Source organism: Hydrogenovibrio marinus (assembly GCF_013340845.1).
Classification (GTDB): Bacteria; Pseudomonadota; Gammaproteobacteria; order Thiomicrospirales; family Thiomicrospiraceae; genus Hydrogenovibrio; species Hydrogenovibrio marinus.
Genome location: NZ_AP020335.1, coordinates 1,636,126 through 1,650,965, shown reverse-complemented (window position 1 = coordinate 1,650,965; position 14,840 = coordinate 1,636,126). Strand labels below are relative to the sequence as shown.

Sequence of the window (14,840 nt, the reverse complement as noted above, 5' to 3'; positions counted from 1 at the left end):
AAGGAAAACAAAATAAAAATGACAGAACAACAAATGCAATTGCCAGAAGGGTGGCGATGGAAACACTATGGAGATATAGCAGAACTCATTAGAGGAGTAAGCTATAAGAAAACGGATGCTTCCTCAAAGTCTTTTTCAGGTTTAATGCCAATCTTACGTGCAAATAATATTGGTCAGAATCTAATTTTTGATGATTTGGTTTATGTTCCAAAAAAGCTTGTTAAGAGTTCCCAACAGATTTTAGAAAATGACATCATTGTAGCTATGTCTAGTGGAAGCAAGCATTTAGTGGGGAAGGCAGCTCAAGCTAATGCTGATCTTTCAATGGGGTTTGGGGCATTTTGTGCAAATTTACGAGTTAATAAATCTGAGCAAATTGATGCTAGATATGTCTTTTATTTTTATTCCTCAAAGGAAAACATAAATCGTATTTCTAGCTCTTCAAGTGGTTCAAATATCAACAATTTAAAGCGAGAGCATATTCTTAACGCTCCAATACCTATAGCCCCAATTCAACAACAAAAACAAATCGTAGCGAAAATTGAAGAGCTGTTTTCGCATATTGATGCTGGCGTTGAAAGTCTAAAAGTCGCCAAAGAAAAACTCAAGCAATACCGCCAATCCGTGCTTAAAGCCGCTGTCACCGGCGAACTCACCAAAGACTGGCGACAAGCCAACCAACACAAAATAGAACCCGCAGACCAACTCCTACAACGCATCCTCACCGAACGCCGCCAACGCTGGGAGCAACAACAACTCGACCAATTCGTCGCCAAAGGCCAAATACCTAAAAATGATAAGTGGAAAGAGAAGTATAAAGCACCTTGTAGTCCCAATCTGGATGGTTTGAATAAGTTACCAAAGGAGTGGCAATGGGCCACTTTTGAGCAGGTAGGGGAAAGAGTTACCGTTGGTCACGTGGGCTCAATGAAAAACGAGTATGTAGAAAAAGGAATACCTTTTTTAAGATCACAAAATGTTAGAGAAAATAGGTTTGATCCGAAAGGTTTAATGTACATATCTGAGGAGTTTCATTCTAGACTTCAAAAGTCTGTATTAGAACCAGGTGATTTAGTGACAGTTCGTTCTGGAAGTGTTGGAGTTACTTGTGTAATTCCAGATTCTCTTCAAGTTGCTAATTGCTCGGATTTAATTATTGTTAAGCAACCAAAAGGCGTTGTTCAACAATTTGCGTCGTTCTATATGAATACGATTACTCAAACCAAAGTGGCTGCACAAAAAGTGGGGGTAGCACTTACTCATTTCAATACAAAATCTATGGCAGAAATGGCTTTGCCTTTACCACCAATGGAAGAACAAAAAGAAATCGTCCGAATTGTTGAAGAAAAACTCACCGCCGCTGATCGACTAATGACAGAAATCGACACCAAACTCACCCAAGCCCAACAACAAAAACAAACCATCCTCACCTCGGCGTTTAAAGGAGAGTTAGTGAATGCTACCCAATACTTCTGCTGCAAAATTTGAAATTCATTACTTCCTTGAAAATAACCAACATTATTTTGATGCGCTCAGTCGGCTTGAGTGTGAAGCAGAGTTTTTAGCGATTTTAAAAGAGGTCGCAAAGCACTTAGATATAGAAGTTTTAATTGATGCGGAAGCTTTATCAGAAGGTGGGTTGCGTAATCGTTGGGTGATTACTACCAGTAATCAAGTTATAGCGGTTACGGGAATAATGACACTAATTTTATTAGGTATACAAACTTATAACTCCTTCCCATCTGAACAAGATAAAAAAATTAAAGAACTTAAAATCAAGGAATTGGAAGCCAAGCTCAAATCAATGGGCGTTGACGATGAAAAGACCTCGGAAACTGTAACAAAAGTCCTTGAACTTGATAAAAGTAATAAAGTCAGAAAACGCAGATCAAACTTTTACAAATCAATACAACAAGTGCCAAAAGTAAGTCATATAGGTTTTTTAAACCTAGATCTTGAAAATAAGCCTATTCAAGATGAAGCAATTATCCATAGAGAGCAATTCAATAACTTTATCCTTCACACAGATAATTTGCCAGATGAAACATTTGAAGATGCCCGCATTGAGATAGTTGCGCCTGTTTTAAAGGAAGGTAATGCCAAATGGAGAGGAATTTTCAAGGGAGAAATGATCTCTTTTAATATGAAAGACCTCAAGTTCAAAAGAGATGTGCTTGCGGGTAAATATTCATTTCAACATGGAACGGTAATTGAAGCAGTTTTGGTGAACTATAAAGAATTGGATGAAGTTGGAGAAGAGAAGGTCGTAGATCGTTCTGTGATTATGGTCATTAAGAAAGTAGATGGTGCTTCTACAGTTGAAACAAATCAAGGCCGAAGTTATAAGCACATGAAAAAAACGAAGTTAGCTCAGCAAGAACTTCCTTTAAAGGATTGAACTCTGACTTAAAAAACATACGCTAAAGCGTATGGATTGATTTTTATACGATTAAGCGTATAATTTGGTTTCAATACGGGTTAGCGTATAAAGGTTTTGACTATGAGAGTAAATTCAGCAAAAGAGTTATCGGTTTATCTTCAAGATAAACGCGTGTCCAATAACTTATCACAAACCACGGTTGCAGATTTGGCGAGTATGCGTCAAGCAACAGTGTCTGCATTTGAGTCTAAGCCTGACTCTGCAAAATTAGAAACACTTTTTAAGTTGTTATCCGCCTTGGATTTAGAGTTGGAGGTTCGACCAAAAGGCAGTGCTTTTGATCAAAATACCTCATCAAAACTTGATTGGTAATGAAAATGGCAAAGCAGGCTTCTAATCACCTATTTATTTCCATGAATGGCTTATTGGTAGGCGAGTTGTGGAAATTGAAAAATGGTGCTTTGCAGTTTCGTTATGCGGATGAGTGGTTGGATTCACCCTATGCGCGTTCTTTGTCTTTTTCTTTGCCCTTGTCTAAAAAGGTCTATGAAGGTGATGTGATTTATAACTTTCTGGACAACTTGTTGCCGGATAATGATGCTATTCGTGCAAAGATGCAAGCACGTTTCCATACCACAACAACTCAGCCATTTGATTTGTTAGCCGCAGTGGGAAGTGACTGTGTGGGGGCGATACAACTTTCAAGCGAACGCTTGGCAAATGATGAAAACCTTCATGCGAAGCCACTTAGTGATGCTGAAATAGCGGAAATCCTTAAGGGCTATGCTTCTAATCCACTGGGTATGCAGGATGAGGATGAAGATTTTCGTATTTCCATTGCTGGTGCTCAGGAAAAAACGGCGCTATTAAAAATGGAAGGCGAGTGGTTTTTACCAAAAGGCACCACACCCACAACGCATATATTGAAACTCCCAATAGGGAAGCTGGCTTATAACAACCTAGATTTGTCTCAAAGCTGTGAAAACGAGTGGTTATGTATGCAGATTGCCAAAGCATATGGTTTACCCGTCGCTGAAGCTGATGTAGTGATGTTTGAAGACCAAAAAGTACTGGCGGTTGAGCGTTTTGATCGTAAATGGGTAAATGCTTCTAAACTGGTGAGATTGCCTCAGGAAGATATGTGTCAGGCCATGGGCGTTGCACCAGCGATTAAATACGAAGCTGATGGTGGCCCGGGCATTAAAGACATGATGGATATGCTGAGAGGTTCACAAAATGCTCAGGCTGATAGAGAAGTGGTGTTTAAGTCTCAGGTTTTGTTTTGGATGCTGGCGGCACCGGATGGACATGGTAAGAATTTTAGTTTGTTTATAGAGCAGAATAACGGTTTTCATTTAACGCCTTTGTATGACATTTTATCGGCTTATCCATTAATTGGTGGAACGGGGTTGCAAAAGCAGAAGATTAAAATGGCTATGGCAGTGCAAGGCAAAAAGCGGCATTACAATTGGCACTCTATTTTACCGAGGCATTTTTTAACCACCGCAAAGGCGGTTGGTTACTCTGAAAAGTTGGCACTAAGCCACTTAAAAGAGATGTTTTCCAAAACGCCTCAAGTAATAGAAGAAGTGAAGAAGAAACTGCCGGAAGATTTCCCTAAAGAAATTGCTAAGCCCATTTTTGAAGGGTTGGCAAAGCAGGCTGAAGCAGGCAAGCGTTATTTAGCTGCCATTGAGAAAGAATAAAAGGAATACAAAAAATATGTCAAATCAAGCAGCCTCAGAAGTTGTCAATAAAGTTTGGAACTATGCCCATGTGTTACGTGATGATGGCGTGGGCTATGGCGATTATGTTGAGCAGATTACCTATTTAATTTTTCTAAAAATGGCAGCTGAACGCGCTCAAGCAAATATGGATGATACTGGCGTGCCAGCAGAATATGACTGGGCACATTTGGTGAAGTTGGATGGAGATGATTTAGAAAACCAGTATCGCCACACTTTGGAAAACCTGGGTAAGATGAGCGGAATGTTGGGCACCATCTTCCGTAAGGCGCAAAATAAAATCCAAGATCCTGCGAAGCTGGAGCGTTTGATTAAGATGATTGATAAAGAGTCTTGGTCAACCTTACCGGCGGATGTAAAAGGTGAAATTTACGAAGGTTTATTGGAGCGTAATGCTCAGGATGTAAAAGGCGGTGCAGGGCAATACTTTACGCCTCGTGCGCTGATTCAGGCCATGGTTGAAGTAATGCAACCTAAACCAACGGATGTAGTGGCTGACCCGGCTTGTGGAACAGGCGGATTTTTACTGGCGGCACATGATTACATGGCACCGCAAGCGGCTTCTAAACCTGAGAAAAAGTTTTTAAGGAATGATGCCTTTAGAGGCAATGATATTGTAGACTCGGTGGTGCGTTTGTGTGCGATGAATTTATACCTGCATGGCATAGGGGGTGCTGATTGCCCAATTTTAAATCAAGATGCTTTGGCAAAATCGGTGGGTGAGGACAAGGTTGATATAGTGCTGGCGAACCCGCCATTTGGTAAGAAAAGTTCTATTACGGTGGTGAACGAAAAGTCGGGTAAAGCGGAAGCAGAAAAACTGACTTACGAGCGTGAAGATTTTTGGGCAACTACCTCTAACAAACAACTCAACTTTGTGCAGCACATTGCCAATATGTTGAAGGTAAATGGTAAAGCTGCTGTGGTATTGCCGGACAATGTGTTATTTGAAGGTGGCGCGGGTGAAACCATTCGTAAGACCTTGCTAGAACGTACCAATGTCCATACTTTGTTGCGCTTGCCGACAGGGATTTTTTACGCCAATGGCGTGAAGGCAAATGTAATCTTTTTTGATGCGAAGCCTGCGAGTAAAACAGCATGGACAACGAAGCTTTGGGTGTATGATTTTAGAACCAATGTGCATAAAACCTTGAAGCAAAATCCACTAAAGAAATCTGACTTTGATGAGTTTATTGCATTGTACAAAGCAGGTGACATTAGCAAGCGTCAAGTGACCTGGTGCGAAGAGAACCCGGATGGTCGTTGGCGCAGTTATGATTATGCTGAACTGATTGCTAGAGACAAAACCAACTTGGATATTTTTTGGTTAAAAGACAAATCACTTGAAGACTCTGAAAACTTACCTCCTCCTGAAGTACTGGCTGCTGAAATTGTTGATCAACTTGAAGCTGCTCTGGATGAGTTCAGACAAGTAGAGACACTTTTAGAAACCTGAACACCCCAACCTGGCAGATTTTGGCCAACATATTGTCAGCGTTGCCCATAAAGTGTCCGTAATTCCTCTTTCACGGTTTCTAATATTTCTCTTTGTTCAGCACTTAAATTTTTGCCAGCACGGTTGATATAGAAAGTGAGCATAGACATGGCAGAGTGGTAAGGGCTGGATTTTCGTCTCGTGCTTGTGTCAGCTGAGTTTTTGAGTGAGCGGGCAATGGCTTTTGGATCTTGCCAAGTGAATACGCCGGGTTCGAGATCAAGTGCGTTGCTATGCTCAGTAACATCTTGAGATCACTGCTTTGTACTGTCTTCATTTTGCTGTTTGCTTGTCATATGATTATTTCTTATGTTTGCCCAACCTGGCAGATTTTATTGTTTCAGAAAGGCTTCTACATGAGCGACAGCTGAGGCGGCAAGTGCGTCAAGATGATAGCCACCTTCAAGGGTGGAAACAATTTTGCCTTCACACATCTCATCCGCAATTTTTACCAACTGTTGTGTCCAGCGATAAAAGTCGTCTTCTGTCAGATTCAGGCTGGCGAGCGGGTCAAGTCGATGGGCATCGAAGCCGGCGGACACCAATATCAATTCAGGTTTGAAGTTTCTGACGAATGCAAAGCCTTCTTGCCAAGCCTCCATGAAAACATCACCATCACTATGCGCTTTCAGCGGTAACTTTAGGATATTGTCTGAATCAGAAAAGGGCGATGCAAAAGGAAAGATATTTTCCTGATAGCTGGAGACAAAACCGATGCGCGCTTCGCTCTCCACGAAATCCTCGGTGCCGTTGCCATGATGAACGTCAAAATCGACAATGGCGATGCGTTGTAGTTGGTATTTTTCAAGCGCATAAGCCGCACCGATGGCGATATGATTGATGAGGCAAAACCCCATTGGTCGTTTGATTTCGGCATGGTGTCCTGGTGGGCGGATATTGCAAAACGCGGTTTTGGCTTGGTTGTTCATCACACCGTCAATGGCGGCGAGCATCGCACCAGTTGCCATTAGTGCGGCATCAAGGCTGTAGGGATTCATGCCCGTGTCTTCATCTATTTTTACGAAGCCAGTTTGGGGAAGATTGTCTTTGAGTGTTTGCCAGGTTCTTGGGTGATGAACTCGAAGCACATCTTCCTCTGTAGCAGGAGAAAAGGGATGGATAATGGCATGTTGCATCAGTCCGGCATCTTTGAGTGCTTGCTCAATACGGATAATGCGTTCACCGCTTTCGGGATGCCCCCAGCTGTTGCTGTGCTTTTCGCAAATAGGGGCGCTGAAATAAAGAAACATGCTAAGCCTCGCATCGCAGACATGCTATCAATGCATCTATCTTAGCAGAATAGAAGTCGTTACTGATAGCATGGCGAGGAGCGGTTACTGTAGCAGTGGAGCAGTAGCCGGTACATCCAAATTGTGAGCAATGGCAAGATCAAGTGCTTTTAACGCTTCATCAAGCTGATCGGATACGTCAACAAAGTTATCCAACAGACCATCTTTTTGTTTGAGGATGGCGGCATCATTGTTATCGGCTTTCATCAGCTCAAGGACATCAAGTACCAGCTTGTGTTGGCGTATGTGCAACTCGTTCATCGCTTTGTACTCAGACATATGTTCTATGCTTGGGTGCGCTTGTAGCAGGTGCGAGATGGCTTTACCGACGCCACAGGCGTGATGGTCGCCAACATGATCCAAGTCGATAGGCACATTAACCCCATTGAGGTAAGCCTGGGTATTGGCTTTCCATATACGCATGGACTGGCGCACGTCTGATAATCGAATGCCTGAAATATCCGGTGTAGTTTGGATAAAGGATTTCGCTCTGCTTTCATCAATGGTGAATTTGTCTGTTTCACGTCTGAGTAGAACGGCTTGGTCTTTCAAAGATTCGGAAGCAGCGGAAGTTTCTTCTACCAGTGCAGCATTACTCTGTAAGTTGTCGTCCAAGGAGTTAATGGATTCCGCAATGCGAGAAACGGCAACCTGTTGCTGCTCAATCGAAGACACCACTTCGGATAATGAGTTGCCGATGTGGGAAACGCTTTGGTTAACCTCATCGAATGCCTGATTGGTTTCTTGAACCTTGCTGACCCCTTGGTGTACTTTCGTGATGGACTCTTCAATCAACTTGCGAATCTCTGCCGACGCGCCAGCAGATTTCTGTGCGAGACTTCTGACTTCTCCCGCGACCACGGCAAAACCACGGCCATGCTCTCCGGCACGGGCAGCTTCTACTGCGGCGTTTAGAGCAAGCAGGTTAGTCTGGAAGGAGATGCCATCAATCATACCGATGATGTTGGCGATTTTTTCTGAGGTGGTTTGCATTTCATCAATGGCAATAACCGTTGCTTCCAGCGCGGATTTCGCAGCCAGGTTTTTCTCAACGGTCTTGCTGGCAAGTTGGTTGATTTGCATCAGTTCTTGCGTGTTTTCCGTTTGGCGGCTGTGTACCGATTGCATGGTGGTGTTGATTTGTTCCAGGGTTGCCGCGGCTCTTTGTGTTCTATCTGAAAGATCCATTGCGGTACTTGCGGATTCACTCGCGGCAGTACTTACCATTTCCGCGGACTGTTTGATGTAGTAAACAATGGCACTTAAGTTGTCCAAAGATACGTGGGTGGAGCCTTTCATTGCTGCCAAAGAACCTTGTAGACTCTTTTCGATACGACCTTGCAAATCGCCGGTGGCGAGCTTGGTCATGACAAATACCATGTTTTCGATAATCTGGTTCAGCTCACTCAGCAAAGCATTGATGTTATTGGAGGTATCCAAGAAGAAACCGGATAGATTATTGGTGTCGATTTTCAACGCAGTATGACCCATAGAAGCCATCTCAAGCGTGAACTTGAGGTTTTCTTCTATCTTGCGTTGCTGCGTTAGATCATCCCACTGCACCACAGAGCCGATCACGTGCTGTTGCGCATCAAACACCGGTTTGATCTTAAGGTTAATCAATAGGTCAGCAAAGGGTTCTTCTACATCAATTTCCTGTTTGTTTTCTTGAAGATTGTTGAACTTATCGGTATGGAAAATCTCTGCCAAAGGCTGACCGATGAGTGAGGTGATGTCGAATTTCGGGTAGGCCTGTTTCAAGCTGCTTTCGTGTTTGATGAAAAACTGCTTCAACTCGTCGTTGAAATACATAATCCGGCCTTTGTTGCTGACCATCATGATGTTGGCAGAGGCACTGTCCAATGCAGACTTGAGCCGAGTACTACGGTTGATTTGCGCTTTGGTATCTTCCACCATTGCGCCCAGTTGTACCTGCATCATTTTCACGGCAGAGACCAAACGGCTTAGCGAGTGGTCACCGTAGAAATCCACTTGGCCGTTAAAGTCTGCCTGGCGCATCTTGTCGATCAGGACTTTTGCTTTGCCTAAGCGTTGGAAGGCGTATTTTCGTCCAGCAAGCGCGTAGAGGAAAAGAAAGGCACTGATTGCCGGGATACCCCAACCTGGCAGATTTGTGATATGAAATTGCTGTAGAGTTGCTAGAACGCCAATTACCGCAATACTTGAAACCATCAGATTGATCGGGTGGATTTTGTGAAACAGGCATAGGTTCTGCGCAGGTGTCAGCAGAATGCCGTTGCGAATAGCACTGTGGCGTATCTTTTTATAGAGCGTTGCGGCGTCTTCTGCTGAGCTAACCAGAGTTTGATTGGTTAGGGGTTTAAGTACGGCGAGCGCTGCGATGACTTTATTGTTTTCCAGTACCGGCGCCATATTGGCTTCCGCCCAAAGATACTTGCCGTGGTTGCATTTGATTTTCAGGATTTGAACCCAAGGTTTCCCGGATTTCAGCGTTTGCCATAAATCCTTTGTCAGCTTGGCTGGCGTGTCTTCATGAAGCAATTGGGAGAAGTTTTCTCCTGCAAGTTCGGTTCTGGTGAATTCGCTGGCTTCAACGAATGCATCGTTTATTTCCAGAAAGGAACCGGAAAAGTCCATTTTTATAACAAGTGTGCCGAGATGTTTGAAATCTTTTTCTTGTTCGTGTTTATCCATAACGCTTGAATCCTTGTTCTATCAACTCTCTTTGATGATTTATTTCACAATCAGTGTGCAAATGAACGACCATAAAAAACGCCCACAAAAATCGACACTGACCATTGAAGTTTCGCTGGAACAGGGGGGCTTTTTGTGAGCGTCTTTACTCAAACATAGGCTATATAAAGAAATTTCCAAACCATAGATAGGTAACGTTATATAAATCAAACGTTTAGTAGGTTTTGGGGTAAAAAATAAGCAGTTTCTTATCTTATAAATAGCGTGCTGGTTGCACCAAAATGAAACTTAAGCCCTCGAAAACAGGCATTTTTTATGGTGTTTAAAAAGTAAACAAATGTACATAATTGTTTGTTTTTGAAACATAATTTCATGGTTGGTTTGGTTGTTTCTACTTTGAATGTAATTTAGTGGAGATGCTCATGCCGTTTTCTTTATGATGGAGGAAATGGGTGGGCTTTTTTTATTGGTGGAAAGCACACGATAAAACCTGACTGGAAATGAATAACGTGAAAAAAGATTTAAGCAGACGACGAGAAGATGCCTAAGACTAAGTTTGAAACCATCAAAGTGATGCTCGTGGATAACGACTCAGGGCGTTCTGCAATTTTGTCGCAGGCGTTGCTGGATCATGGCTATGAGGTGATTGCTCGTGTCGAGCCTGGCCCGAACCTGCTGGCGAAGGTCGCGCAGATCATGCCGGATATGATTGTGATTGATACCGAGTCCCCAGATCGGGATATTCTCGAAAGCATGTATCTACTCAACGAGCACAACCCGTTGCCAGTGGTGATGTTCGCCGATGAAGACAATGAAACCGTCATTCTAGAAGCGATTAAATCCGGGGTAAGTGGTTACATCGTCAAAGGTGTGGATATGGAGCGTGTGAAGCCGATCATGAGTGTGGCGATTGCGCGCTTCAGAGAATATCAGGCGTTGAAGGACGAGTTGAAACAGACTAAGTCTGAGTTAGAGCAGAACAAGTTGATCGACAAGGCGAAACGCCTGTTGATGCAACAAAAAGGTGTGACCGAACAAGAGGCTTATGAAGCGATACGCAAACGCTCGATGGACAGTAATCAGAAATTATATGAAGTGGCTGAAACGATTATCAGTGTGCTGGAATAGGGAATGAGGAAGAAGAATGGATAAGATAAAAATCGGATTTATACCACTGAATGATTGCGCCTCATTGATTGTTGCCAAGGAACAAGGTTTTTTTGAAGAACAAGGGTTGAACGTCGAATTACACCGGGAAGTGTCTTGGTCGAACATCCGTGACAAGCTGGTGTTTGGTGAGTATGAGGCTGCACACATGTTGGCACCCATGCTCATGTCTTCCACACTTGGGTTGGGCGGTATTAAGCGCCCGTTGGTGACGGCCTATTCTTTTGCGGTGAATGGTAATGCCATCAGCGTTTCCAACGCGCTCTATGATGAAATGAGTGAATATGAATCCCAGTTGGTGTTAAAACCGGAGAAGAGTGTTTGTGTGCTGAAAAAGGTGATCGATGCCAGAGCGAAGAAAGGACTGCCTAAACTGCGTTTTGCGGTAGTGTTCCCGTTTTCCATGCATCAATACCTATTGCGTTATTGGCTTGCGGAAGGTGGCATTGATGCCGATAAGGATGTTCACCTTACTGTTGTGCCGCCGCCAAGCATGGTGCAAGCGTTGGAAGAGAATCTGATAGACGCCTATTGTGTTGGCGAGCCTTGGAATACCCATGCCGTGAAGCGTAAAGTGGGTGTGACCTTGATTACCGGTTATGAGATTTGGAACAACGCACCGGACAAAGTGCTAGGGGTTCGTAAAGACTGGGCAGAGCAAAATGCCGACACCCATGAAAAAATTATTTTGGCGTTGTATCGTGCCAGTGAGTGGTTGGATCAGGTTGAGAATCGCGAAACGCTGAGTGATTATCTGTCGTCGCCGCAATATGTTGGCGCACCGAGAGAGTCGATCAAAAGTGCGTTTTATGGTGAAGTGTGCAACCCGAGTTGTTCTACTTGCCGCAATATTCCGGATTTCTTTTCGCCCTTTAAACACCTTGCCAACTTTCCTTGGCAGTCGCACGCCGAGTGGATACTGACCCAGATGAAACGTTGGCATCAGATTCCTGAAGAGGTCGATATCCAAGGCATGGCGGAAGAAGTTTATCTCACGGATGTCTATCGTTCGGTAGTCTCCAAGCTAGGCGTGGCGCTGCCTTCGGTGAATCGCAAGGAAGAAGGGGTACATGCCGAGCCGTGGTTGTTGGACGGCGTTGAGATTGGCGAAGACCGATTTATTTTGGTGCAGAACTGAAAGTCTTTGCCCGACAAAGGCGCAAAAAATCTGCTAGGTTGGGGGTGGTTAAGACTACTAAGTAGATGAAATGTATAGCTAAATTTCCATTGGCTTAATAGTTTCTTAATACTTTGAAATTAGTTTAGAGTGTAGACGCTCACAGAATGCCTCGGGTTTTCCGTGGCGACTCTGTGGGCGTTTTTTTTTGGATTTTGTACAACATCCATCACTCGAACTGGTTCTCTAGTCATGTTTGGGGAAAGCAAGGACGTCAACACCAGCAGACTGAGGTGTATTTCATGATTACATAGTTTTATTGAGGAGTTCTCTATGTCTTACTTAGAACCGAGTGAATTTGTGACAAAAATGGTTGATTCCGGTGAGTCAAAGATTTTCATGTCCACAAAAGATACATTGATCCGTGCGTTTATGGCGGGTGCAATTTTGGCATTGGCGGCGATGTTCGCCATTACGGTTGCCACTAAAACAGGCTCACCATTAATCGGTGCGCTGCTATTCCCGGTAGGGTTCATCATGCTTTATCTGATGAAGTTCGACCTGTTGACCGGGGTGTTTATGTTAGTGCCGCTTGCGGTTATCGACAAACGTCCGGGGGCAGATATGACGCAACTGTTGCGCAACTGGGGATTGGTTTTCCTTGGTAACTTAGGGGGCGCGTTGACGGTGGCATTTATCATGTCGTTTGTTCTGACTTTTGGTTATTCCGTTGACCCAGGTGTCATTGGACAAAAAGTTGGACATATCGGTGAAGCCAGAACCTTGGGTTACAAAGAGCACGGGCTTGAAGGTTGGTTGACTATCTTCATGCGCGGCATGCTATGTAACTGGATGGTTTCCATGGGAGTGGTTGCCGCGATGATTTCTACATCTGCGACCAGTAAGATCATTGCGATGTGGATGCCAATCATGCTGTTCTTCTTCATGGGCTTTGAGCACTCAATCGTAAACATGTTCTTGTTCCCATTCTCAATGATTATGGGCGGTGGTTTCACGGTAACTGACTACTTGCTATGGAATGAATTGCCAACTGCACTAGGTAACTTGGTAGGTGGTTTCTTGTTCGTTGGTCTACCTTTGTACTACACACACGTTAAAACAAGCCCTGAGCGTAAGCTAGGCTAAGCGTTTTAGCGCGACTGGATGGCCGCTCCCATATAGGGGCGGTCTTACTTTTTGTATGACAAAGCAACTAAACGTTTCTATCGGACAATATTCTGACAAAGGTCGGAAGGCACTTAATCAGGATTTTTATGGAAGTTTGATTCCTGAAGAACCCTTATTAAGTTCCAAAGGTATTGCCATTGCCTTGGCAGATGGCATCAGCAGCAGTCAAGTGAGTCAGATTGCGAGCGAGACTGCTGTTAAAGGTTTTTTAACAGATTACTTCAGCACGTCTGAAGCTTGGAGTGTGAAAACCTCTGCGCAAAGTGTCTTGCTGGCGGTCAACTCCTGGCTGTTTGCACAAACACGCCGTAGCCAATATCGCTACAACAAAGACAAAGGTTATGTCTGTACTTTCAGTAGCCTGGTGCTCAAATCAACGACCGCCCATCTCTTTCATGCAGGTGATAGCCGCATCTATCGCATTGCAGCCTCCCAGAATAGTCTTGAACAATTGACCGAAGACCATCGCACCTGGTTATCAAAAGAAGAAAGTTTTCTTAGTCGAGCATTGGGTGTGAAGGACCAGTTGGAAATTGATTATCAAACTCACCGTTTGGATATGGGAGATGTTTTTGTGCTGGCGACAGACGGCATTTACGAGTTTGTGGATGACACAAAGATGGTCGAGTTGATTCGGCAGTATGCCGCCGACTTGGACATAGCCGCAAAAGCCATCGTAGACGAAGCATATCATCAGGGCAGTGATGATAATCTCACGGTGCAACTGCTTCGAGTAGAAAGCTTGCCGGACTATGATGAGAATGAAGTCTACCAGCAAATGACGACATTGCCATTTCCGCCAAGGTTGGAAGCAAGAATGCAGTTTGACGGCTATGAAATCCTGCGCGATATTCATAACAGCAGCCGTAGTCATGTTTACCTGGCGCGAGATCTGGAAACTCAGCAGCAGGTCGTGTTGAAAGTCCCATCCATTGATTTGCGTGAAGATGCCGCTTACTTGCAACGCTTTTTGTTAGAAGAGTGGATTGCGAGGCGCATTGATCATGCGAATGTCTTAAAGCCCAGTGCGCAGAACCGTAAACGGCATTACCTCTATATCACCACCGAGTACATCGAAGGTCAAACCCTTGCTCAGTGGGTGTTGGACAACCCTAAGCCGGATGTCGAAATGGTGCGCAAAATCATCGAGCAAATCGCCAAGGGGTTGCGGGCATTTCACCGCTTGGAAATGTTGCATCAAGATATTCGCCCCAATAACGTCATGATTGACCAGAGCGGTACGGTGAAAATCATCGACTTTGGTTCGACACGCGTTGCCGGTCTAACGGAAATTGCCAATCCTCTGAATCAGCCGGATTTGTTGGGTACCGCTCAATATACTGCACCGGAATATTTTGTGGGTGAAGCCGGGTCAACAAGGTCCGATCAATTTTCGTTGGCGGTTATTGCCTATCAACTGCTTTCAGGGCGTTTGCCTTATGGTACGCAGGTTGCCAAGATTCGTACTCGAGCCGACCAACGAAAATTGAACTATCGTTCTGTGTTGGAAGAAGATCGTGATACCCCTGTTTGGATAGATGAGGCTTTACGAAAAGCGTTACAACCAGAGCCTATGAAAAGATACCGTGAAATCTCGGAATTCATCTTTGATTTGCGACACCCCAACCTGGTATTTTTAAACAAAACACGAGCACCTTTAATGGAACGTAATCCTGTTCTTTTCTGGAAAAGTGTGTCGCTAGTGTTCTTCTTAACCACGGTCTATTTGTTGATTAAGTAGCATCAACATCGCTTATTTCTCCTAATAGACATGATTTATTTT

General features: G+C 44.0%; 11 protein-coding genes and 1 pseudogene. 9 read left to right on the top strand and 3 right to left on the bottom strand.

Features of this window, described 5'->3' with window-relative positions:
* Positions 1-18: 18 nt before the first annotated feature.
* The 5 genes from HVMH_RS07895 to HVMH_RS07875 all read left to right on the top strand — a co-directional run bounded on the left by HVMH_RS07895 (position 19) and on the right by HVMH_RS07875 (position 5,581).
* Entirely contained in the window at positions 19-1,488 is a 1,470-nt protein-coding gene (locus HVMH_RS07895) for a restriction endonuclease subunit S (RefSeq protein ID WP_035628849.1), read from the top strand.
* Positions 1,457-2,398 (top strand): hypothetical protein, encoded by a 942-nt coding sequence (locus HVMH_RS07890; RefSeq protein ID WP_029909693.1) that lies wholly within the window; start codon positions 1,457-1,459, stop codon positions 2,396-2,398. Before HVMH_RS07895 ends, HVMH_RS07890 begins: the two co-directional genes overlap by 32 nt.
* Before the next feature lie 102 nt (positions 2,399-2,500).
* A complete protein-coding gene (locus tag HVMH_RS07885) occupies positions 2,501-2,752 on the top strand; it encodes a helix-turn-helix domain-containing protein (protein WP_029909690.1) in 252 nt (83 codons plus the stop codon).
* 5 nt (positions 2,753-2,757) lie between these two features.
* The gene (locus HVMH_RS07880) at positions 2,758-4,086 is read left to right on the top strand and encodes a type II toxin-antitoxin system HipA family toxin (protein ID WP_029909687.1); all 1,329 of its coding nucleotides are present in this window, start codon (positions 2,758-2,760) and stop codon (positions 4,084-4,086) included.
* A 16-nt stretch (positions 4,087-4,102) separates the two neighbouring features.
* Positions 4,103-5,581, top strand: coding sequence for a class I SAM-dependent DNA methyltransferase (locus HVMH_RS07875; RefSeq protein ID WP_029909685.1), 1,479 nt, complete (start codon positions 4,103-4,105; stop codon positions 5,579-5,581).
* 35 nt (positions 5,582-5,616) lie between these two features.
* Here the strand turns inward: HVMH_RS07875 and HVMH_RS07870 are convergent.
* From HVMH_RS07870 to HVMH_RS07860, 3 genes and pseudogenes are all read right to left on the bottom strand, one after another.
* Positions 5,617-5,862: pseudogene (locus HVMH_RS07870) on the bottom strand (DUF3175 domain-containing protein); the annotation flags it as partial.
* Between the two features lie 90 nt (positions 5,863-5,952).
* Entirely contained in the window at positions 5,953-6,870 is a 918-nt protein-coding gene (locus tag HVMH_RS07865; protein WP_029909682.1) for a histone deacetylase family protein, read from the bottom strand.
* An 84-nt stretch (positions 6,871-6,954) separates the two neighbouring features.
* Positions 6,955-9,585 (bottom strand): methyl-accepting chemotaxis protein, encoded by a 2,631-nt coding sequence (locus HVMH_RS07860; RefSeq protein WP_029909679.1) that lies wholly within the window; start codon positions 9,583-9,585, stop codon positions 6,955-6,957.
* A 540-nt stretch (positions 9,586-10,125) separates the two neighbouring features.
* On the opposite strand from HVMH_RS07860, the gene HVMH_RS07855 reads away from it, so the two are divergent.
* The 4 genes from HVMH_RS07855 to HVMH_RS07840 all read left to right on the top strand — a co-directional run bounded on the left by HVMH_RS07855 (position 10,126) and on the right by HVMH_RS07840 (position 14,798).
* Positions 10,126-10,713 (top strand): ANTAR domain-containing response regulator, encoded by a 588-nt coding sequence (locus tag HVMH_RS07855; RefSeq protein ID WP_029909676.1) that lies wholly within the window; start codon positions 10,126-10,128, stop codon positions 10,711-10,713.
* 16 nt (positions 10,714-10,729) lie between these two features.
* Positions 10,730-11,890, top strand: coding sequence for a CmpA/NrtA family ABC transporter substrate-binding protein (locus HVMH_RS07850; protein ID WP_035628844.1), 1,161 nt, complete (start codon positions 10,730-10,732; stop codon positions 11,888-11,890).
* Positions 11,891-12,202: 312 nt separating this feature from the next.
* Positions 12,203-13,015 carry a formate/nitrite transporter family protein gene (locus HVMH_RS07845; protein ID WP_029909671.1) on the top strand — a complete coding sequence of 271 codons (813 nt, stop codon included), beginning with the start codon at positions 12,203-12,205 and terminating at the stop codon, positions 13,013-13,015.
* Between the two features lie 55 nt (positions 13,016-13,070).
* Positions 13,071-14,798: a bifunctional protein-serine/threonine kinase/phosphatase gene (locus tag HVMH_RS07840; RefSeq protein ID WP_029909668.1), complete on the top strand. Its 1,728-nt coding sequence runs from the start codon at positions 13,071-13,073 to the stop codon at positions 14,796-14,798.
* The last annotated feature ends 42 nt before the right edge of the window (positions 14,799-14,840 follow it).